The organism is Streptomyces sp. NPDC043853 (assembly GCF_056436025.1).
This window is the reverse complement of sequence record NZ_JBWKDJ010000018.1, coordinates 139,858-161,979: the sequence shown is the minus strand read 5'-3', so window position 1 is coordinate 161,979 and position 22,122 is coordinate 139,858. Positions and strand designations below refer to the sequence as shown.

At 74.7% G+C, this 22,122-nt stretch carries 14 protein-coding genes; 6 read left to right on the top strand and 8 right to left on the bottom strand.

What is annotated here, in order from left to right; translation table 11 throughout:
- The first annotated feature begins 26 nt into the window (after positions 1 to 26).
- From AC067U_RS33695 to AC067U_RS33685, 3 genes are all read left to right on the top strand, one after another.
- Positions 27 to 2,258, top strand: a complete 2,232-nt coding sequence (locus AC067U_RS33695; RefSeq protein WP_478833630.1) for a PIG-L family deacetylase — start codon at positions 27 to 29, stop codon at positions 2,256 to 2,258.
- Positions 2,259 to 2,456: 198 nt separating this feature from the next.
- A complete protein-coding gene (locus AC067U_RS33690; RefSeq protein ID WP_478833629.1) occupies positions 2,457 to 2,924 on the top strand; it encodes a hypothetical protein in 468 nt (155 codons plus the stop codon).
- Between the two features lie 155 nt (positions 2,925 to 3,079).
- Positions 3,080 to 4,672 carry a DUF6056 family protein gene (locus AC067U_RS33685; protein WP_478833628.1) on the top strand — a complete coding sequence of 531 codons (1,593 nt, stop codon included), beginning with the start codon at positions 3,080 to 3,082 and terminating at the stop codon, positions 4,670 to 4,672.
- A 7-nt stretch (positions 4,673 to 4,679) separates the two neighbouring features.
- On the opposite strand, the gene AC067U_RS33680 is transcribed toward AC067U_RS33685, so the two are convergent.
- On the bottom strand, positions 4,680 to 5,330 hold the full coding sequence (locus AC067U_RS33680) for a DinB family protein (protein WP_478833627.1): 651 nt from the start codon (positions 5,328 to 5,330) through the stop codon (positions 4,680 to 4,682).
- A gap of 74 nt (positions 5,331 to 5,404) precedes the next feature.
- Positions 5,405 to 5,752, bottom strand: a complete 348-nt coding sequence (locus AC067U_RS33675) for a cupin domain-containing protein (RefSeq protein WP_478833626.1) — start codon at positions 5,750 to 5,752, stop codon at positions 5,405 to 5,407.
- A 71-nt stretch (positions 5,753 to 5,823) separates the two neighbouring features.
- On the opposite strand from AC067U_RS33675, the gene AC067U_RS33670 reads away from it, so the two are divergent.
- Positions 5,824 to 6,831, top strand: coding sequence for a helix-turn-helix domain-containing protein (locus tag AC067U_RS33670; RefSeq protein WP_478833625.1), 1,008 nt, complete (start codon positions 5,824 to 5,826; stop codon positions 6,829 to 6,831).
- A 121-nt stretch (positions 6,832 to 6,952) separates the two neighbouring features.
- Here AC067U_RS33670 and AC067U_RS33665 read toward each other — a convergent pair whose 3' ends face one another.
- The gene (locus AC067U_RS33665; protein ID WP_478833624.1) at positions 6,953 to 11,743 is read right to left on the bottom strand and encodes a hypothetical protein; all 4,791 of its coding nucleotides are present in this window, start codon (positions 11,741 to 11,743) and stop codon (positions 6,953 to 6,955) included.
- A 214-nt stretch (positions 11,744 to 11,957) separates the two neighbouring features.
- Between AC067U_RS33665 and AC067U_RS33660 the strand changes: the two genes are divergently transcribed.
- Both AC067U_RS33660 and AC067U_RS33655 read left to right on the top strand, forming a co-directional pair.
- Positions 11,958 to 12,173: a hypothetical protein gene (locus AC067U_RS33660; protein WP_478833623.1), complete on the top strand. Its 216-nt coding sequence runs from the start codon at positions 11,958 to 11,960 to the stop codon at positions 12,171 to 12,173.
- Between the two features lie 193 nt (positions 12,174 to 12,366).
- Positions 12,367 to 14,349 (top strand): APC family permease, encoded by a 1,983-nt coding sequence (locus tag AC067U_RS33655; RefSeq protein ID WP_478833622.1) that lies wholly within the window; start codon positions 12,367 to 12,369, stop codon positions 14,347 to 14,349.
- 78 nt (positions 14,350 to 14,427) lie between these two features.
- Here AC067U_RS33655 and AC067U_RS33650 read toward each other — a convergent pair whose 3' ends face one another.
- From AC067U_RS33650 to AC067U_RS33630, 5 genes are read right to left on the bottom strand one after another with little or no spacing between them, the layout of a single operon-like run.
- Positions 14,428 to 17,004: an acyl-CoA reductase gene (locus AC067U_RS33650; RefSeq protein ID WP_478833621.1), complete on the bottom strand. Its 2,577-nt coding sequence runs from the start codon at positions 17,002 to 17,004 to the stop codon at positions 14,428 to 14,430.
- Complete coding sequence (locus tag AC067U_RS33645) at positions 17,004 to 18,191, bottom strand: LuxE/PaaK family acyltransferase (RefSeq protein WP_478833620.1); 1,188 nt, start codon at positions 18,189 to 18,191, stop codon at positions 17,004 to 17,006. The genes AC067U_RS33650 and AC067U_RS33645 overlap by 1 nt, the downstream gene beginning before the upstream one ends.
- Positions 18,188 to 19,357, bottom strand: a complete 1,170-nt coding sequence (locus AC067U_RS33640; RefSeq protein ID WP_478833619.1) for a GNAT family N-acetyltransferase — start codon at positions 19,355 to 19,357, stop codon at positions 18,188 to 18,190. The genes AC067U_RS33645 and AC067U_RS33640 overlap by 4 nt, the downstream gene beginning before the upstream one ends.
- Positions 19,354 to 20,676: an MFS transporter gene (locus tag AC067U_RS33635; protein WP_478833618.1), complete on the bottom strand. Its 1,323-nt coding sequence runs from the start codon at positions 20,674 to 20,676 to the stop codon at positions 19,354 to 19,356. The genes AC067U_RS33640 and AC067U_RS33635 overlap by 4 nt, the downstream gene beginning before the upstream one ends.
- Positions 20,673 to 21,944: a phenylacetate--CoA ligase family protein gene (locus tag AC067U_RS33630; protein WP_478833617.1), complete on the bottom strand. Its 1,272-nt coding sequence runs from the start codon at positions 21,942 to 21,944 to the stop codon at positions 20,673 to 20,675. Before AC067U_RS33630 ends, AC067U_RS33635 begins: the two co-directional genes overlap by 4 nt.
- Positions 21,945 to 22,122 lie beyond the last annotated feature (178 nt).

Here is a 22,122-nt window from a genome sequence, read left to right as displayed (position 1 = left end):
CGGACCCGATCCTCAAGGCGTTGTAGATGTCCCTGGCCAGCCGTCCCCGCCTCGCGGCCCTGCTCGCGGCGCTGTCCGTCAGCGCCGCCGGGGTCTCGACCTGGGCCTGGGGCTACGGGCCGTACAGGACCGCCGAACAGCCCGCCGCCCCCGCGGCGGCCGTCCGCCCCAGCGTCACCGAGGGCTCCGTCGTCCAGGTCGTCGCCCATCCCGACGACGACCTGTTCTTCATGAACCCCGACCTCAGCCGTTCCATAGCCGCCGGCATCAAGGTCACCACCGTCTACCTGACCTCCGGCGAGTCCGACGGCAGGAACGAGGCCCACAGCCCGCACCTGGACGACGCCGCGCAGCCGGCCGACCGCGCCGCCTACGCCGAGGCCCGGCAGAACGGCATCCGGGGCGCCTACGCGCAGATGGCCACCGGCGACCGCACCAGCGCCTGGCAGCGGAAGTCCGTACCCACTGCCGGCGGCGGGAGCGCGGAGGTGGACGTCCTCCTGGCCCGGCCCGAGGTCAACCTGGTGTGGATGCAGCTCCGCGAGGCCCGCAGCATCTCCGACGACAACCCGGACAGCCTCCGCGGCCTGTGGGACGGCAGGACCGCCGCCCTGGGTGCCCAGCTGACCTCCGGCACCCCGGTCACGAGCTGGTTCTCGTACAGCAGGGACCAGGCCGTCGAGGCCATCACCCGGGTCTTCGAGGCGTACCGGCCGACCACGATACGGACCCAGGACCCGACCCCGGGCCTGTACGAGGACAGCGGCGTCCTCGCCGACCACCAGGACCACATGTACGGCGCCCGCTTCGTGCAGGCGGCGGTCGAACGCTACGCGCTGTCCACGGACCGGCCGCACTTCTCGGTCCAGAACTACGTGAGCTACCCCAACAGCGCGCTGCCTCCGACGCTCGCCCCCGAGACAGCCCGGGAGAAGCTCGGCTACCTCGAAACGTATGCCTGGCTGGACCACCGGAACTGGTGCGGCAGCCCCGCCGGCTGCGGCGACCGCAAGGCGGCCACCCGTCCCACCGGTGCCGGCTGGAACCAGACCATCCGCTACAGCCGGGGCGAGGGCACCTCCTGGATGGCCGAGGGCAGCTCCGGCCGCCTCTGGGCCTTCGCCGTCCTGGACGGCCGGATGGCGTACTGGTCGCGCAGCGGCCCACGGGCCGCCTGGCGGGGTCCCCGCTTCCTGCCCGGCACCGGCCTCGACACCGGGGCCACGGCCGCCCGCCTCCCCGACGGCCGGATCGCCGTCTTCGGCACCCGTACGACCCTCGGCGCGACCCCGCAGGAGTACGGCCGGGAGGTCGTGTACGCCGTCCAGGCCGCGGCCGACGGAGCGTTCGGCCCGTGGCGGTCACTGGGCACCCCGGACACCGGGGACACGGCGGTCACCTCGGCACTGAGCGGTCCGGCCGTCGCCGTGGACCCGGCGGGCCGGATGACCGTGTACGTCCGCGACTCCCGGCGCACCCTGCGCGGCAGCAGCCAGGACACCCCGGGCGGTCCCTTCGGCGCATGGGCGGAACTGGGCGGCTCGGGCCTCCAGGGCGACCCGGTGACCGCGACGGACGCGGCGGGGCGGCGCCACGTGTACGCGACGACGCTCGACGGCGTGCTCGCCTGGGACCAGCCCGCACCGGACGCCCCGCTTGGCGGCCCCTTCCCGACCGGACTGCCGCAGACCACGGGTGCGCTCTCGGTGAGCCCGGAGGGCGACGGCGTCCGTGTCTACTTTCGCCGGCCCGGCACCGGCACCGTCGGCACGAGCCTGGCCACGGCCGGCCCGGAGGCCCCGGAGTACTCCCCGGTCACCGAGGCGGGCGGCGGGGCCGGCTACGGCGCCGTCGGCGTGGCGGGCGGCGTGCTCGCCGGCCGCGCGGACACCGGCACGGTCGGGACCTCGGCCCTGCCGGGGCCGTCCGGCGCCGAGGGTGACGGTGAGGCCGCCGGTGCGGATGCGGATGCGGTTGCGGCTGCTGCGCCCGGCGCGGGCGACGAGCCGCGGTCCTGGAGCGAGTCCGAGATCCTCTACACGGGCGCACCGGCGCTCGTGGCCGGGGCGGCCGGTACGGCGGCCGTCGCGGCGGCACTCGGCCTGGACGCCGGCCTCCACATCACCTCGGCCGCTCCGGCCGGCCCGGGCCGGCCCGGCGGCGGTGCTGCCTCCGTGTGGCAGCGGGCGGTCCCGCCGTGGAAGGCCGGCCCCGCCGGGCGCACCGGTCCGGCATTCCTCGGGGGACCGCTGCCGTAGGGCCGGTGCGCGGGCCACGGCGGGAGTGCGCCGGGAGGGTGTGCCGGGGGAGTCGGCCGGGGGAGTCAGCCGGGTGGCAGGCCGGCTCCGCGCGGGCGAGGATGGCCGTCGGACCGCACGGCTCAGCCGAGGGCGGCCGGTTCCTGACCCGCAGGCGATCGGGACCCCATGACCCCCTGTTCCACCCCGTGCGGGCGCGTGAGACCCGGAACGGTCCGCGCCGTGGTCTCCGCCGCGGTCCTGGCCACCCTCGCGGCCGTCGCGACGGGGTGCCGGCACGAGCCCGCGCCGGCCTGGGGGTACCCCGAGCTGAAGACCACCCTGGAGGCGTTCTCCGGAGCGCTCGGCGAACGGTGCGACGAGGCGACCCCCGCGAGCTGTGCGGCCGGGCTCGACCGGCTCGCCGCGGTCGCGGAGCGCGCCTTCGAGCAGGTCCTCGACCACCGGCTCCTCGACGACGGCTACGTCGAGGCGAGGAGCCGCGCGGACCGGGCGAGGGCGACCCGCCTCGCCGCCGCCCGGGAGGCCCGGTCACGGCACGCCCCGCAGCACCCGCCGTTCCGGCGCGCGGTGGCGGCGGAACGGCGGGCGTACGAACGCCTCCTGGCCGAACTGGAGCGCGTCCGCACCACCCCGCCGCCGGGTGACGGCGCGGACCCCGTCTGACACGGACCGTCTGACACGCATCCCGTCCGGCACGGGCCCGGATGCCTGTTCCGTCCGGGCCCCCGTCCAGGCCCCTCCCGGATGCCGGGGCGCACGAGCCGTGCACATCATGGGATCTCCCGGCCCGTCCTGGCCGCAAGGGAGGTGAACGACCAGTGCTCCGACCGGAGGAGAGGACCGCCGGAGACCATTCTCCGCAGCCGCCGGAGCATGCCGTCCATGCCGCCGCCCCCGCCCCGCGCTTCTCCGCCTCCGTCCGCCGCGGGCTGTTGCCCGCCACGGCCGGCACCCTGGTGGCGGCCGCCGGAGCGCTGGTCGCCGTCGGCTGTTTCCTCGGGCTCTACGTGCGCCCCACCTCCGACGACTGGTGCGCCGGCTGGAAGGCCCGCGATCTGGGAGTCCTCGGAATCACCGCCGACTTCTACACCACCCAGAACGGCCGGATCACGAACGCCTTCCTCAGCGGCGTCATCTACCGCGACGGACTCGCCGGGACCAAGATCCTGCCCACGGTCATCGCCGTGACCTTCACCCTGGGCCTGGTCCTGCTCGGCCGCGAACTCGTCCGCTTCCTCGGCGGAAGGCCCCGGGCGCTGCTCCTCCTGGCCTGCGCCCTGGTCCTCCAGGCCCTGCTCTACTTCGCGGGCCCCCGTGCCTATCAAGTGCTCCTGTGGGCTCCGGCCACGATCTCGCACACCGTGCCCGCCGTCATCGGCGTATGGGCGCTCCTGCTCGCCCTGGTGACGGTCCGCCATCCCCGGACCGGGGTACGCGCCGCCGGATGCGCCGCGGCGTTCTTCACCGGGGCCGCGCTCGGCACCCTGAGCGAGCCGTTCGCACTCGTCAGCGGCCTGCTCGCGGCCGCCGTCGGACTGCTGGCCCTGCCCCGCCTCGGGCTCGCGCGGACCTGGCGCCCGTTCACCTGGTGCCTGCTCTGGTGCTCCGGTCTCCTCTGCGGCCTGATCCTGCTCTACACCTCTCCCGGTGCCCGCTGGCGCCGGGCCCAGCAGCCGGCCGGGGAATCCCTGCTCTCCGCGAACGGCCTCCGGGGCACCCTCGACGGCTGGCTGCACATGTGGGGCTCGATCACCGGCCAGTGGGCCTACCTCGGAGCCGCCGCCGTGGGCGTGGTCCTGGGCCTGGGGTGCCGGCTCGGCGCCCCGGCCCGGGGCGAGCGGGAAGCCCGCCGGGCCGTCCCCCGCCACCTGCGGCTCGCCGTGCTGCTGCTCCCCGTGCCCGTGGTGCTGCTGGGATCGTTCGCCGTGGCGCTGGGCCTGCGCAGCGGATACGGCCCCAGTGGCTGGACGTACGCCCGTACCTGGACGAGTCACCTCGTGCTCATGGAACTGGCGCTGTGTGGCTACGGCGCACTGCTGGGGGACCGACTCGGCCGGCTCCTGGCCGGCCCGTGGCCCGCCGGCGCCGCCCGGACGGGCAGGCCCGCGGGCGCGGCCCTGCCCGCCGCCGTCCTCGTGGCGGGCTGCCTGGCGCTGGCCTCGGTGGCCGCGCTGGTCCCGAGCGTCCAGCGGCTCACGACCACCACCGTCACCCGCGCGGTCGCCTGGGACGCCCAGAACGCCCGTATCCGGGCCGAGGCGGCACGGGGCGCCACGGACGTGGGCTACCGCCCCCTGTACATCGGAAACCTGGCCGAGCCCTTCTACACCTCCCGCTACGACCAGGACTGGGTCGCCGCGTGCGTGTCGAAGTGGTACGGCGTCGACCGGATCCACCGCCTGCGGAGGTAGGGCGGTGTCAGACGATCCGCTGCTCCGCCCCTGCTGTCTGTGCCGTCCCTGCCGTCCCTGCCGCCCCTGCCGCCCGTTCGGCCGCCGCGGCCGCTTGCTCCAGACGGCCGCGGTACTCCTCCCACCAGTCCGGGTCGCCCGACGGCATGCTGGTGTTGCGCTCGTTCATCCCCACGGCGCCGTCCAGGAGTTCCCGGATGATGTCGGCGTGGCCGGCGTGCCGGTGCGTGTCGGCGATCACCCGCACCACGGCGTGGTGCAGCGTCACCTCGTCCTTGCCGTCCGGCCACCACGGCACCTTGCCGACCGTGTCCAGCGGCAGCGCGTCGAGCGTCGCGTCCGCGTGCGCCCACGCCCGGCGGTACAGATCGGTGATGTCCGCGCGGGACTCGTCGGCGGTGGCCCACATGTCCGCGTTGTCCTCGGCGGCGTCCTCGAGCCAGGGCAGCAGCTCACCCGACGGCCGTCCGAAGGTGTCTCCGAGATAGCCCAGCTCCACGCCCGCCGCGTGCTTCACCAGCCCCAGCAGGTTGGTGCCGGTCGGCGTCGACGGGCGCCGGATCTCGTACTCGGAAAGCCCTTCGAGTTTCCAGAGCAGGGCGTCCCGGGCGGACTGCAGGTAGAAGCGGAGGTCCGTTGTGGCGTCCGATGCACTCATGGGGCCAGTCTGCGGCAGGCGGCGACGTTGATCCACCGGTTCGCGGAGTCCGGGCAGGGCCTCTCCTGCCCTTCTCACGCACCCGGTTCCGCGTCGTGGAGCAGCGAGATGCCGAGCATCCGGGCGCCGGTATCGGTCCGCGGCCGGTGCCGGCTCCCCGCGGCGAACACCACGTACGTGCCCGGTCCGTGGCGCTCCTCGCCCTCGATGACCTCCCCGCTCAGTACGTAGTACCGCTCCTCGGCCGCGTGGACGTCCACCGCGGGCCACTCGGTGCCCGCGGCGAAGTCGATCACCCAGCCGCGGGCGTGCCGGGTCGCCGGCAGCCTGCGGCGGAGGATGCCCGGGGCCACCTCGTGCGGTGTGATCTCGTCCACCTGGACGACGGTCTTGAGCGGGTACGTGCCCGTGTGCTCGTTCATGAAGCCCACGATCGCCCGGAGCCCGCGCCACGGCGAGTGTCCGGAACGACGTCCACGGGTACTTTCCTGCCATGCCCCGACACCGCGTGGTGGCGCTCCTCAACGAGCCGCAGTCGCCCTTCGAACTCGCCTGTGCCGCCGAGGTCTTCGGCGGCGTCCGACCGGGCCTGCCCGACCACTACGAATTCCGGGTGTGCGCCGCGGAGCCCGGACCGCTGCGGACCACGGTCGGCTACGCCATGCTCGTGGATGCCGGCCCGGAGGCGCTGGCGGAGGCGGACACGGTGGTCGTCCCGGGCTGGCAGCCGCCGGGCGGCACCGTGCCCCCGCCCGTCCTCGACGCGCTGCGGGCGGCGCACGCGCGCGGCGCACGCATCGCCTCGATCTGCACCGGCGCGTTCGTCCTCGCCCAGGCGGGCCTGCTCGACGGCCGCCGCGCCACCACCCACTGGCGCCGCACCGGCCTGCTCGCCGCCCGCCACCCCCGGATCGAGGTCGACGCCGACGTGCTCTACGTCGATCACGGTGACGTGGCCACGAGCGCAGGCAGCGGCGCGGGCATCGACCTGTGCCTGCACCTGGTGCGCACCGACCACGGCTCGGCCCACGCCGCCGAGGTCGCACGCAGCATGGTCCTGCCCCCACACCGTGAGGGCAGCCAGCTTCAGTACGTCCCGCGGCCCGCCCCGTCCGGAACCGACACCTCCCTGGCCCCCGTACTCCAATGGGCACTCACCCGGCTGGAGTCCGACCTGACCGTCGACCGGCTCGCCGAGCGGGCCGGGCTCTCCAACCGCACGCTGGCCCGCCGGTTCGCCGGTCAGCTCGGCATCAGCCCCGGCCAGTGGCTGCTCGGCCACCGGCTCGACGCCGCCCGGTCCCTCCTCGAACAGACCGATCTGCCGGTGGAGACGATCGCGACCAGGGTGGGTCTCTCCTCCGCGGTCAACCTGCGCCGCCGGTTCAGGACCGCCTTCGGCACCACCCCCGGGTCCTATCGGCGGGTCTTCGGGGAATCCCGGCGCCGGGAAGACCCGACACCGGCCCACACCGTCGGGCGCGGTAGCGGACGAGCGTGATCCCGGTGCCCGGTGCCCGGTGCCCGGTGCCCGGTGCCCGGTGCGGTCCGGTCGGGATCGGTCGGGCGACCCGCGTGCTGCTCGTACGGGTCGCCCGACCGCCGGGTGCCCGCCCCCGTGGTCAGTCCGTGCCGCCGTCCTGTGCGCACAGCCGCTCCCACGCCGCCGCGAACATCTCGTGCAGCGGTGCCGTCGGCAGCACCCGCCCGAACGGGGAGCGGATGCTGTTCCCCCACAGCGGGCGCACCCCGTGCGATGCCAGCTTCACCGTCTCCAACGGCAGGTGCGGGGCCTTGAGCTCCGTCCACTCCCCGGGCACGAACAGGGTCCGGCCGGCCCGCGCCCGCTTGGCCTCCACCACCGCGCCCGCGCCGAGCAGTTCCGCCCGGACCTCGGCGTGCCGCTTGGTCGTCCAGCCGTTCCACCGCCGTACGTTCCGGTCGGTGGGCGTCGCCAGTGTCGCCAGCTGGAGGTACAGCGCGGCCGCGTCGGTCCCCGTTCCCAGCCGCTCCGCCACCCGGGCGACCAGCTCGGGGCAGGACTGCCGCGGATCCGCCTCGTACGCCCCGGCCGGCACCGCTCCCGAGCCGGCCCGGCGCATCATCCGCTCCAGTCCGCCGCCGGCCACCAGCGGCGCCACCCGGTCCAGTTCCTCGGTCAGGTCGGTGAGCTCCCGCACCTGCTGCCACACCTCGGGGTCGGCGACCGCCGCCGGCCGGAGGAAGGAGGCACCACCGGGCGCGCACACCACGAGCGGTCCCGAGTCGTACGCGGTCACCGGGACGGGCCCCTCCTCCTTCCGGGAGTCCGTCGCCACCGGAAGCAGCCCGGGCCCGAACCGCTCCGCGATCCCCGCCGAGGTGTCCTGGACCCGTCCGCCCCCCAGCGGCAGCAGCAGCTCCGGCCGGTCCAGCTCGGCCCGCAGCCGCTCGTACAGGGCCGCCGCTCCGGCCACCGCCGGATCACCCGCCGGCCGGTCCGTCCACGCCCACACCAGCGCGCTCGCGATCTGCCCGAGGTCGAGGCCGATCGGGGTGCGGTACGGCAGCTCCGGCCCGGCCGGCGGCACCGGCCGGACCTCCACGCCGATGCCGTACGGGGTCGCCGCCAGCTCCCAGCCGGCCGCCTCCACGGTCGTGTCCGTGGCGGCCCCGTACCCGCCTGCGAGCCGCCGCGCCCACACCCCGGAGAGCCCCAGCGCGTCCTCCAGGGCGTCGGCAGCCTCGTCGTGCACGGCGGGCAGCACCCCGATCAGCTCCCGCCACACCCCGGCCATCCGCTCCACCGCCGCGGTGACCCCGCCCGGTCGCCACAGCTCGACCGGGTCCTCGGGCAGTGCCGCCGCCAGGACGGCCCGCCGGCCCGCGCCGCCGAGCCGGGCGCGCAGCCGGTCGTACTCCTCGGCCGTCATCGGCGTGGCCTTGTACGGCGCCTTGCACACCAGGGAGCGGTCCTCCTTCTCGTCGGACCGGCCGACCAGGCCGGCCACCACGAGCCGGGCCACCGCCCGGCGGACACCGGTCAGTTCGGCGAACCGCGCCGCCGCCGACTCCGGCACGGGCACCGGCCCGTGCTCCTCCACGGCCTCGACCAGGGCCCGCAGCCGCGCGGCGTCGTCCCGCTCCACCCGGACGAGCCGGGCCTGTGGAACCGCCGCCCGCACCGGGTCACCCTCCGCGTCCCCGGCCGCGGCCGCCACGAACCAGCATTCCGAGCCGCCGGGCCGTACCGCGGCCGACACCACCGCGCTGCCGCCCGCACGCAGTCCGTCCAGGACCTCACCGGCCGCCCGGCCGACCCACCACCGGCCGCCCGCCCGGGCGAACGGCTGGTCCGCCCAGGTCTCCAGCAGCGCCATGAGCGCGGCCCGTGCCCCGTCCGGGGTCGGTGCCACCGCCGCCCGCCAGGCCGCCGCGTCGACCGTGCCCAGCAGCTGCGACCAGTCCTGCGGCGGCGCGGGCGGCGAGAGCCGCCGCACCTCCTCGACGACGCTGCCCGCCAGGCAGTCGCCGTCGGCGGCCAGCGCGCTGATCGTGGCCGGCAGTGCCACGTCCGGGGTGCGCCGCCACCGGTCCTTCTCCGCGTACGAGACCAGCCCGTGCAGCGCGGGCATCAGCTCGCTGTCCGGCGCGGAGCGGCGCGGCAGGGGCGGGGCCTCCGCCAGCAGGGCCACCCGCCGGTGCAGGGCGAGCCGGCGCTCCTCCACCCGGGCGGCCCGGGCGGCCACCGCCGCCACGGCCTCGGCCAGCACCGGGTCGGTGACGGCCGGCAACTCCCGGGCCACGGCGGCCCGCAGCTCCTCCGCACCGCCGGCGGCGGCCGCCAGCAACGCGTCCGCCGTCTCCTGCGTCACGGTCCGCAGCGCCCGGGACCCGGCCGCGTCCCGGGTCCGCAGCAGGTACCAGAACGCGGGTGGCAGGGCCACGCCGCCCGACACGGTCGCCCTCCGCCGCGGCTTCACCCGCGGATGCCGGGGCGAGGCGTGCCCGTCCAGCTCCCACAACAGGACCCCGTCCGCGGTGTAGGCGCGCACGCCCGTCCGGGTCTCCGCCTCGGCGAGGACCACGTCCTCCGCGGCGCCTTCCGGCGGCGCCCACAGGGCCCACGGCTCCTGCCCCTGCCGGTCGATGTCGAAGCGGGCCTTGCGTCCGTCGATGCTCTCCACCAGGTAGTGGTCCGGGGCGTTGAAACGGTGTCCGGTGCGGAACAGTACGCGGGTGCCCACCAGCCCGTCCCGGCTGCCCAGCGGGGAGCCGGTCAGCCCGGCGGGCAGCGGCGCCAGCTGCAGGGCCTCCACCGTCAGGGCCATCCCGGCCTCGGACGGCTCCGCGGCCGGATCGGCCCCCGCTGCACGGCCCGGGAAGTCGGGCAGGGCCGACGCACCCTGCGGCTCGCCGGTGACCGGGTCGACCGCCTGCCAGGCCCGGTGGCCGAAGACGGCGTTGGTCCAGATCCGCGAACCGTCACCGAGCTGCAGCTCGTCCCCGTCGATGCCCTCCCGGCCACCCGGCCGCAGGACCCGCTCCCCCGAGTGCCGCCCGCCCCCGTCGGCCGTCTCGAACTGGAAGCCGTACCCCCCGTCCAGGCTGCCGCCGAACGGCACCAGCCCCCGCGTCTGCTCCGGCTCGAACTCCTCCTCGGGCCGGTCGGCCCACGCGGCGGTGTCGCAGGTGTAGGGGTCCGGCTTGAGCGTCCAGCTCACCAGGAAGGAGCCGCCCACGTAGTGCACCGCGAACATGGTCGCGTCCTCGGGCACCGTGAACCGGCAGGAGCCCCGTACCCCGTCCGGGGCGACGGCGACCGCCCGGTCCCGCCCGAACACCGTCAGCACCGGCCAGGTCGTCGTCACGCCGGACACACCCGGCAGCGCCCCGCTCCCGGTACCCTCCTCGCCGTCGGCGCCCGCGCCGGAAACGGCGTCCGCACCCGAACCGGCGTCCGCCGCGAACTCCGCGTACACCGACTCCAGCTCGGGCCAGGCCAGTTCCTCCGGCAGGCCGGCCGCCAGCGAACGCCGCAGCGCACCCGCCGCGCCCGCCCCGGCCAGGGCGTCGCCGATCCCGGCGAGCGCCGCGACCGTGGGCCGGTCCAGGATGGTCTCCAGCTCCGGCAGGGCCTCCTCGGCCCCCGCCATACCTCCGCCGCCGACGGCGTCGACCAGCTTGCCGACGCGCGCGGCGACCCCCTGCGCGATGCCCTCGTTGCCCGGCAGCAGCGTCACCGCCGACCCGGACCGGCGGGTACGCGCCGGGGACCAGTTCGGCAGCAGGTGCTCGTGCACCGTGCCCTCCAGCCGGGGACCGAACACCGGGTCGGCTGCCAGTGCGACCAGGTCGCGCCGGGACTTCTCGGCCCAGAAGCGCATCCGCATCCCCGGGCCGGGGTCGACGACCGCCACCCCGGCCGCGAGCAGGGAGTCCAGCACGTCCGCGTCGAGGCCCTGGTAGTGGTGCCGGGTCGTGTGCAGCGTCACCGGGCTGCCCTCCGCCCGCAGCCGGGGCCCCAACTCGCCCACCACGTCGAAGAACTCACCGGGCAGCGGCTGCCGGGTCACCCCGTCGCCCGACCGGGTGTACTGGTACATGTGCACGAAGTGCCCCACCCAGCGGGTCAGTCCGCCGTCCGGCACCACCCGTCCGGCCGCCATCGCCCCTACCGCTCCGCAGCCGGTCAGCAGGCGCAGCCAGGCCCCGCCGTCGGTGACACCCTCCGGGAAGACCTCCACCAGACCTGCGGACACCGCGTCCGTGGACGGATGGGCCGTCAGGACCGCGCAGGCCGCGTCCAGCAGGGCGTCGGGCGCCGACTTCTTCCGCGTGACGGACAGGATCGCGCCCGTCATCCGCGCGGTCTCGGCGTCGCCGTGCCCGGCGGCCTTGGCGGAGGCCCGGACCCGCCGCACCAGGTCCGCCGGCAGGTCCGCCCGCGAGCCGGCCCACGCGGTCAGGAACTTCTCCAGTTCCGTGTGCGCGTCGGAGGGCTCCAGCGTCGCGGTGAGGAACTTCTGATGGGCCCCGAACTCCTTGGCCGGCATCGCCCCGCCCGCCGCGAACAGCAGCGCGTTGGCCCGGCGGTAGCCGGGATCCACCGGCAGCCCGTGCTCGGCCTCGGCCGCCCGCGCCGCCGCGTACGCCCGCCCGCCCGGACGGCTCCCGTAGCCGATGAGCCGGTGGCCCACCGTGTCCCAGAACCACGGCAGGTGCGCCGGCGGCAGCTGCCGCGCCCGGTACGTCATCGTGTCCACGAAACGGCCGGGCTTGCCGTAGGACTGGCCGAGCTCGGCGTACATGGCCTCGACCAGCTCGCGTGCGGCCGGGGCCGCGCCCGGGTCGTGGGCCGCGACCCAGTCGGCGTAGGTGGTCGAGGCGTGCGTACCGCCGGCGGGCAGCAGGGATTCCAACGAGACGATCATGGAAGGGATCGTCCCACGCCCCACTGACAGCCCGTCGGCCGCCCGGACCGGGCTGTGGACGAACGGCAGCGGGTACCAACGCGTGCGTTTGGCGGGAGGAATGCCGGTCATACGCGTGGAGTCCGGCGGTGAATCCCCCAGCGGCGGCTGCTTCAGCAGACGCACCTGGGCTCGGGGCGGCCGGACGACCCGATCCGAGGAGGAGGCAACGCGGATGGCCGGCATAGGCGGTTGCATCGCGCTGATCACGGTGGGGGCCGTCCTCACCTTCGCCAGCGACTGGAAGATGGAGAGCGTCAACCTGGACGCGGTCGGACTGATCATGATGGGCGTCGGCCTGCTCGGCCTCGGTGTGTACGCCAGCGTCCTGCGCAGGCGGCGCGTCTCGACCGCCCTGCCGGTGGTCGACGAGACCCGCGACCGGACCTGACGGTCACGCAGGAAGCGGCAGGCGCACCGGACGGCCCTCCGGGGACACTCTTGTGCGGCGCGCCGCAGAGGAGTGCCCCGGACGCGGTCGTCTACCGTAAGGGCGGGAAGATCGCGGTAAATGTCCGGGTCCTCGCTTGCCGACGCTGTTCCGTGCCGGCGCGCCCGGTGGGCTGCAAGGGCGGAATCGGGACATGGGCGGAGCGGATCGGCCGGCGGTGCCGGAGGTGGTCGACACCCCTCACCGGCGTGGACTGCCGACCGGAAGGCTGGCACGGTGGCTGCTGCGCCACCAGGTGCAGCCGGTGGGACCGGAGTCGGAGGAGAGCCACGCGCAGCCGCACGCCTGGTGGAAGGTGATGTGCCTGACCGGCGTGGACTACTTCTCCAGCCTCGCCTACGTCCCCGCGATCGCCGCCCTGGCCGCCGGAGCGGTCTCCCCGCTGGCCACCCTGCTGATCGTCGCGCTGACGCTGCTGGGCATGCTGCCGATGTACCGGCGGGTGGCGAAGGAGAGCCCGCACGGCGCCGGGTCGGTGGCCATGCTGGAGGACCTGCTGCCGTTCTGGTGGGGCAAGCTGTTCGTGCTGGTCCTGCTGGGCTTCGTGGCCACGTCCTGGATCATCACCATCACCCTGTCGACGGCGGACGCCTCCGTCCACGTGGTCGAGAACCCCTTCTTCCCGGCCGCCCTGCACGGCCACGAGGTCGCCCTCACGGTGGCGCTGCTGCTGGTGCTCGGGGGAGTGTTCCTGCTCGGGTTCAGCGAAGCGGTCGGCGTGGCCATCCCCCTGGTCGCGGTGTTCCTCGTGCTCAACGCGGTGGTCATCGGCGTCAGCCTCGCCCACGTGTTCACCACGCCCGGCGCCTGGACGGACTGGACCGACGCCCTCGCCGGGCCCGGCGGCGGTTTCGGGCACCTGCTGGGCCCGGCCCTGCTGGCCTTCCCCCTGCTGGTGCTCGGCCTGTCCGGCTTCGAGACCGGGGTGAGCATGATGCCGCTCGTCGCCGCCGAGGGAGCCGACGAGGAACAGCGGCTGCGCTCGCGGATCCGCAACACGCGGATGCTGCTGACCGCCGCCGCCGCCATCATGAGCGTCTACCTGCTGACCGCGAGCTTCGTCACCACCCTCCTCATCCCGCACGAGGAGTTCGAGCCGGGCGGCGCCGCCAACGGCCGTGCCCTGGCCTGGCTGGCCCACGAACACGTCGGCGAGGGGTTCGGCACCGTCTACGACATCAGCACCATCCTGATCCTGTGGTTCGCCGGCGCGTCCGCCATGGCCGGACTGGTCAACATCGTTCCCCGCTACCTGCCCGACTACGGGATGGCCCCCGAATGGGGACGGGCCGTCCGCCCCGTCGTACTCGTCTACACCGCCCTGTGCATCGTCATCACGATCGCCTTCGACGCCGACGTCGACGAGCAGGCCGGCGCCTACGCCACCGGCATCCTGGCCATGATGGTCTCCGCCGCCTTCGCCGTCACGGTCTCCGTCGCCGGCCGCCGACAGCGGGCCGCCACCGTCGGCTTCGCCCTGCTCACCCTGGTCCTGCTCTACGCGCTGATCGCCAACGTCGTGGACAAGCCCGACGGCATCGTGATCTCGGGGTTCTTCATCGCCGGAATCGTCCTCGTCTCGCTGGTCTCCAGGGTCTCCCGCACCACCGAGCTGCGCGCCGACCGCATCGTCTTCGACGGCGACGCCCGCCGGTTCATCGAGGACACCCTCGCCCACGACAACGCCATCAACATCGTCGCCAACCGCCGACAGGCCGGCGACATCGGCGAGTACAGCGCCAAGGAACAGGAACAGCGCGGGGTCAATCCGGTGCCCGGCTTCGCCGACGTGCTCTTCCTGGAAATCGACGTCGTCGACCCCTCGGACTTCAGCGACACCCTCACCGTGCACGGCGTGGAGGTGGGCGGACACCGCATCCTGCGCGCCGAGGCGCCGGCCGCCCCCAACGCCATCGCCGCCGTGCTCCTCGCCCTGCGCGACGCCACCGGGGTCCTGCCGCAGTGCCATTTCGCCTGGGCGGAAGGCAGCCCCCTGGTGCACATGGTCCGCTATTTCCTCCTCGGACGCGGCGATACGGCGCCGGTCACCCGCGAGATCATCCGCAGCCACGAACGCGACCCCGCGCGCCGCCCGGGCATCCACGTCGGCGGCTGACCGGGGGAGGCACGGGGCCGGCCGACGCCGGCCGGCCCCGCGTCCGCCCCGCGTCCGCGCCCGCCTTCAGCCCCGCGCTCAGCGCCGGGCGTCCACCACCGAGAGGAGTTTGCCGCTCGCCGGACTGCGTTCCATCGACGCCCCGTCCACCGCCTCGACGGCCAGTTCCAGCAGCCCCTCGTCCACCGCGGACCGCAGCTCCGGATAACCGGTCAGGAACACCTCGCGCAGCCGCTCCGGGTCCGTGCCCCCGGTGCGCCCCGTGCCCTCCGCGCCCGCCGTCCGCTCCACCCGCACGGTCAGCCGTTCCCGCGCCTCCGTCCGTCCCAGCAGCACCTGCAACTCGCCGCGGTGGCCGCCCTGCTCCCCGGCCAGTGCCACGAAGCGGCGCTGGTTCAGGAAGTACGTCGCCACCCGCATGACGTCGCCGGTCCGCCCCTGGAGCTCGAAGCGGGGCGCCAGGCTGCCGCAGGGGCAGCGGCCCGGCACCTCCCGCCCGAGGTCACCGATGACGTAGCGGCCCAGCCGCTGCCCCCGCCGCGCGTGCGTGCTGAACACCAGCCGACCCGTCTCCCCGGACGTGACCGGCCGGTCCTCCTCCGGGTCGAGGATCTCCAAGGCGTGCAGATCCGCGTGCAGGTGGTGGACGCCGCCCTCGCTCTCCGTGCACTGGTAGCCCAGCGGACCGAGGTCGGTGCTGCCGTAGGTGATCGACCGGACCACCTCGATGCCGAACTCCTCCGCCAGCGTGCGCCGCTGTTCCGGGGTGAAGTGCTCCCCGCCGTAGAACACTTTCCGCAGGCCGCCGTAGGCGCGCAGCGCGTCCGCCTCCGCGTGCAGCAGCTGCCACAGGTACGAGGGCATCCCGAAGAGGGTGTCCGCCCGGTGATCGATCAGCGCCTGCGCCGTCGCCCGGTGGTCCGGGCCCGCCGACAGCGGCAGCTGCACCCCGCCGAGCCGCTCCAGCACGGAGAAGAAGCTGATGAAGCCGCCGTACATGCCGCCGCAGTAGAAGAGGTTGGCGGTGCGGTCCGAGGCCGGGTCGTAACCGGCGGCGAGCAGCCCGCGCGCCGCCGCGTGCATCTGCGTGTCGTAGTCCTCGTAGGTGAACAGCGACAGCGCGGGCGCGCCGGTGCTGCCGCCGCTGCGGAAGTACAGCTCGGCGTCGGCCGGCGCCACCCGCCCGTTGAGCTCCTGCACCTCCTCCTTGCCCAGCAGCGGACCCTCCGGCCGAGGTAGGACCACGGGCTGCGCCAGGTCGTCCAGGCAGGCGGTGGACGGGAAGAGGTCCGGGTCGGCCTGCACCGCGACACGGCGGCTGTAGCGCTGGAGCGCGTACACCCCGTCGTGCGGCTCGCCCGCGTAGCTGTCCAGCATGGCACCGACCGGAGTGACCCGGGTGACCCCGGCCGCCAGCACCGTACGGGACAGCTCCGCGACATCGGTCCGGCTGCCCGCGATGCCGGCCGTCTGGAGGTAGCGGCGCATCGGCCGCAGGGTGGCGATCAGCCGCTTGCGGGGCAGCGGCTTGACCCACACGCTGCGGTGCAGCGGCGAGGCGGTCAGCGCGGAACGCACGTCGGCCATCACCCGCCACGCACCGTCCGGCGCCGCGAACACCCGGGTCAGACCGAGGTGTTCCTCCAGTCGGGCCACCAGCTCGGTCGTGGTGAGCTCGGCCTCCTCCGCCGGATCCCGGCGGACGCCCGCGGCCTCCGCGCCCACCAGCGCCGGCGGCCGCGCCCCGAGGACGGCCGCGAACCGCTCCGCGAACGCGAACACCTCGCGCTCGTCCTCGGTGTCCAGGTAGACCACCTGCGGGCTGGAGCAGGCCTGCTGGTCCAGCAGGCACACGTCGTCCGCGAGCGCCTCCAGCGTCACCCCGTCCGACCAGGCGTCGGCCGTCAGGTAGGCGAAGGAGATCCGGTGCCCCCATTCCACCAGCCGGCAGCCCGCGGGTACGTACGCCGCCACCCCTTCGACAGCGGTCTCCCCGCCCCACACGGCGACGGCGTCGGCGGGCGCGCACATCAGGCCCAGCCACTCCTGCCGCGAGGAAGGGAACCGCAGGACGACGATCCGCGCGGCCAGCATGCCTCCGGGATCGCGGCCGGCCAGCTCGGCCATCAGGTGCTGCGCCAGGAGCGTGTCGGAGCCGCTGGTCTTCAGGACGTTGACGTTCCCGGCGAGCAGGCCCTCCACGATGCTCATCGGGGCCACCGTGGCGGCGTTGCCCGGGGCGATGTGGGCGACCATGCCGACCGGCGCCCACGCCTCGTACACGGTCTCCCGCGGATCGGGCCGGTTCAGCCGGCCGGGGGCGGCACCGCCGAGCTCCCGGCGGAGCTTGCGGGTGAGCTCCCGGCGGGAGAGGAGCCGGCCGAGTTCGGCGAGCACGGCCGGGTCCTCGCCGGCCGGCAGGTGGGGGGCGAGCCGGGCGTGCACCGGGTCGTCCGGGTCGAGCAGGGCCGCGGACAGGGACTCACAGGCGGCGAGGACCGTCCCTGTCTCCAGCGGCGAGGCGAGCGCCGCCTCCACCGCGTCGGGCAGCCCGGCCAGCCGCCGGCCGGTCTCCTCGTCCCCGACGAAGGAGCCCTGCCAGAAGTGCGGGGCGGAGGTGATCACCGGAGTCGTCGTGCCGGTCGTGGTCGTCATCAGGACATGCCCTTCATCAGTTCCGCCGCGGCCACCGCGCAGCTCCGGTTGCGGCTCACCCCGGCACGGCCGTGCACGGTGAACCAGGGGGTCCCCAGCCCGCACCCGCAGGCGTCCCCCGGTCGCAGCGAGGCCAGATCGCCCATCACCACGCTCTGCGCCGGCACCGAGGTGATGTACGGGGACACCAGGTGCAGGTAGCCCGGCTCCCCGTACGGGAGCGGCTCCAGGGTGCGGGTGGAGCGGATCGTCACCCGCGACCAGACGGGCGCGTGCAGCCGGTGCCGGTCGCACTCGACGTAGGGGACGCAGTGCTCCACCGAGCCGAAGGTGTCCCGGATCCGCTCGCCGGGGATGCCGAGCTGCTCGGTGACCCGCGCGTACAGGTCCTCCTTGGCGATCCGCCGGTCGGCGTGGCCCTTCCAGCCGCCGCCCAGGACCACCAGGGAACCCTCGGGCAGCCGCAGCGGCGGCAGGCCCATGGCCCGCATCCGCTCCAGCGTGAAGAAGAGGAAGGCGGGGAAGCCCAGGATGCGGACCGGCGCGTCGTCCTCCTCGAACCGCCGCAGCGCCGCGATGCAGCCGAACGGGTCGAACTCGTGGCCGCCGCCCGCACCGCCGCTGCCGGCGCTGCCGGTATCTCCGGTGTGGCGGAGGGCGTACGCCACCTCGCGCGCCGGGGCGAAGTCGCACAGGTAGTTGTCGGTGAAGGCGGTGCCCAGGTTCAGCGAGAGCGCCGGCTCATAGCTGTAGAGCAGGTAGTTCACCTCCTGCCCGGGGGTGATCCAGCCGTTGCGCTCGAAGATCCGGGCGACCATGCGCTGCGCGGAGCGGATGGTCCAGTGGTCGAAGAACATCTGTGACTTCTGCCCGGTGGTGCCCGAGGAGGTCAGGTGCAGCTCCACGTCCTCGCGCGGGACGGACAGTACTTCGTGGCGTTTGAAGAAATTCGCGTGGACCAGCGGGGCGCGGTACGGCTCGCCCGGCACGGGCGGCGTCGCCTCGTACAGGGAGCGGAAGAACGGGGAGCGTTCCGCGTGCCAGGCGTTGGTCTCCGCCATGGCCGCGGCGAACAGCTCGTCCACGGCGGGCCCGCTGGCGTACGGGTCGGTCAGGTCGCACAACTGCTGCACGTGTGGCAGGAGGGCCGGATCGGGCACGGCGACGGGCGCGAGATGGGGGTTCATGAGGCAACCTCGGATGGGGTGGGCAGGTGTGTCGACGCCCAGGCCGACACGTAGCAGTCCAGAAAGGGCTGGAGGGACGGTTCGACGGCGACGCCGCGGAAGTCGATCCGCTCCGTCGAGCGGGACAGGACGGCGTAGTCGTGGAAGCCGTCGCCGTCCGCGCGCATCGCCGGGTAGACCGCCCCGGCGACGAACCCCTGGGCCAGGAAGGCCCCCAGGGCTTCGTGGTGCGCGAGCGGTACGAGGGCCTCCACGTAGCCGGCGCCCGCCCGGGACAGGGCCCGGGTGACGGGTTCCAGGTGCGCGGCGGCCGCCGCCGGATCGGGGTGGGCGGTCAGCAGGGAGCAGTACCCGCCCGCCCGGTTGAGGTAGGCGTACACCTCGAACGCGCCGTCCTCGGGCGTCAGCAGCACGTTCGGGGTGTGCAGCGGGTAGAACCAGCCCTCCCGGCCGGGGAACCGCTCGCGGAACCGGCGGCGGACGAAGGCCGGAGCCTCGATCAGCTCCAGCCGCCCGACCGCGCCGTGGGGCGGCGCGGCGACGGCGGCGGGTCCGGGGGAGGGGAGCGGTCCCGGGGCCGACGCCCGGACGTCCTCGTAGCCGATGCCCAGCGTTCGCCCGGCGGTGCGCAGCAACGGCAGCAGCGGGGCCGGGACTTCGGCGACGGGCAGCCGGCGGTCGAGCACCCCCGCGGAATGACGCGCGTAGAGCGCGAGGCTCTCGCGGTTCCGCAGATCCACGGCGTTGGGCAGGATGCCCAGCGGGCGGAAGCCGTTGCGGGAGACCACCCGCTGGGGTCCGGCACTGACCGTCCGCACGGTGGCGTACACCGAGTCCAGCCGCCCGGTGCCGAGCATCCGGGCACACAGTGCCTCGGTGAGGGCGGCGGCCAGGCCCGCGGAGCGGTGCTCGGGGTGGACGGCGATGCCCTCCAGTCGGCCGATACGGCTGCCGGCCTCGCCGTGGATGGCCGCGGAGGCGGCCAGGGCCCCGGTATCCGCGCAGCGGCCCACCAGCCACAGGGAGTGCGGGTCTTCGATGAGCCGGGCCATCTCGGCGGGGTCGGTGCCCAGGGCCACCGGGTAGTGCGGTCCGTACACGGCGTAGTAGAGCTGACGCAGTTCGGCGATGTCCGCCTGCGCCGCGCGGCTGATCACGGGGTTCACCGGGTACCTCCGGCTGCCGGCACGCCGACGGCCGCGCCGGGCTCGACGCAGGCGCCGGACTCGACGGCCGCGCCGGATGCGACGGCCGGCTCCGGCTCCGGCTCCGCCGGAGGGTCGCCGCCGAGCAGGGCCAGGGCGCAGGCGGCCGGGACCAGGCCGATGCCCTGCACCAGGCACAGCGTCTGCGGCGAGAGGACGTCGCCAGCGGAGCCGAAGACCAGCGAGGCCACCGGCAGGGAGGCGCCGAGCACGGCCTGCATCACCGCGAAGAACCCGGGCTTGTCGGCCGGCGGCACCAGCCGCTGGAACAGCGCCACGAAGCGGACGCTCACCGCCCCGGCACACCAGCCCGTCACCGCCAGGCAGCCCGCGACCGCCGGCGGCGAGGAGGTCAGACCGGGCCCCGCCAGCGCGAGGGCCATCAGCGCCAGGCAGCAGGAGCCGACCGTGCCGGGCCGCCCGGGGAGCCGGGTGCCGGTGAACGCGCCGACGAGTGCGCCGCTGCCCAGCGAGGCCTCCAGCAGGGCCACCGTGCCGCCCGAACCGTGCAGCACGGACCGGGTGTACAGGGGGATGATGACGAACACGGCGGCGGTGAACAGGTTCGCCGCGGTGAAACACACCAGGACCCGCCGCACATAGGGCAGTTCGCGCAGGACGCGGCGGAGCGTACGCCGCTCGCCATGGTCCGCCGAGCCACCGGGGCCCGGGCTGCCGTCGGAGGCGGGCGCGCTCCGGAAACGCGCGGCCGATACGAGCAGCGCGGCGCCGAAGTAGGCCGCCGCGCAGCCGGCGGCCAGCCCGGCCACGCCGATCCGGTCCACGGCCAGGGCACCGAGCAGGGCTCCGCCCAGGCCCGCCAGGGACTGGGTGGACAGCTCGAAGCCGGTGGCGGTCTCGATGTCGGCGTCGTCGACGAGTGCGGGCACCGAGGTGGTCAGGCACGGGTCGAAGAAGGCCTGGCAGCCGGCCAGGGCGAGGGCGGCGGCGTAGACGGCGGGCAGCGGCAGTCCGCTGCCGTACGCCCACAGCCCGAGCCCGGACGCGGCCAGTCCCGCCAGGGCGGCCGAACTCCGCAGCACCGTGCGGTGCGGGAACCGGGCGAGGGCCTTGGCGACCACGGCCGCCAGCACCACGGCGGGCAGCGTGCACACCGCCATGAACAGCCCGGAGGCCGGCCCGGCGGCGTCGGGTACGGCGTGCGCGACCAGCCACCAGGCCACCCCGACCTGGAACATCCGCACGGCGGCCTGGGTCAGGACCTGGCCCAGCCACACCGCCCCGAAGGCCCGGTTGCGGAGGACGAGCGGGGTACTCATGCGGTCGGCCTCTCGTCGAGGACCCGGACCAGCTTGCCCGAGCGCGGGTTGACGGCGAGATCGCGGTGCCGCCCCCACTCCACCGACAGCGGGTGCACGAACCCGGCCCGGACGCTGTCCGGATACAGCGGACGTACGGTCTCCAGCTCGGCGACGACGGCCCCGGCCAGCAGGTCCAGTGCTCCCGGAGCGGCGTCCGCGGCCGTGGCGAGCCGCAGGACGAGTCCGTCCCGGCCGTCCCACCGGCGGACCACGAGCTGCACGCCGACGACGAGCCCGTCGGTGTCCGCCGCGGTGACGGCGTCCTGCGCGTCCTGGGTGTACAGCGACACCGGACCGACCCGCACGCCTTCCTCGGCGCGGCCGAGGATCCGGAAGTGCCCCGGCCCGGTGCCGGTCCATTCGGCGCGGTCGCCCGCCGGGTAGCGGATGATCGGCATGAGCCGCCGGAAGAGGCTGGTGACGACGACCCGGCCGGGCCGCCCGGGCTCGGTGACCGGCTCGCCGGTGGTGTCGTCGAGGATCTCCACCACCGCGTACGGTGTGAAGGCGCGGTGCACGCGGGCGTCGGGGCCCGGTACGGGCCGCCCGAGCAGGCCGGCGTCCACGCTGGCGTACCCGATGGACCGCGCCTCGGCGCGCGGGAACGCGCGGGCCAGCAGCCGCCGTTGGTCATCGAACAGGGCCTCGCCGCCGAACAGCAGCAGCTCCACGGAATCCGGCCGGCCGCCCGGGGAGGCGAGGAGGTGTTCGGCGAGCCTGCACAGCGTGGTCGGAGTACCGGCGACGACCTGCGCGGAGAGGTCGCACAAGGTGGAGACGGTGGACTCCAGGGGTGCGCCCCCGCCGACGGGCAGCCGTACGTTGTCCACCGGCGCGTGGGCGAGGGAGTCGAGGACGAACAGGAAACTGGCGTACAGCTCCCCGGCGTAGAACAGGTCGGCGACCCGGTGCCCCGGACGCAGTCCCGCGTCCACCAGGCCCTGCCCGAACGAGGTGACGAAGGTGCGCCACTCCTCGCGCGTGTAGACCGAGAACTTGGGGGAGCCGGTGGTGCCTCCGGTCTTGTAGACGGTGGCTTCGCTGAGCGGGCCGGTCAGCACCCTGCTGCCGGGGAAGGTGTTGGCCGCCCAGAACTCCTCCTGGTCGACCACCGGCAGGTCGGTGAGGTGGTCGGCGTCCGGCGGCAGGGACGCGTAGAGGTCGCGGTAGTAGGGCGAGTTGTTTCGGGCGAAACGTATGAGGTCCGAAAGTTGCTGCGCGGACATGGGCCTTTGCCTGGACGGAAACGGAAACGAACGGTGTGAACGGGGGAACCCCCGCACCCCCGCATCCGCGACGCCTGGAAATTGACGCGCAGTCACGATAATGAAACATCAGTGCGCCAGTCGCAAAACGAAGCCAGAATTTCCGGCCAGTGCAACGTCATTCAACAATTTCTTCGCC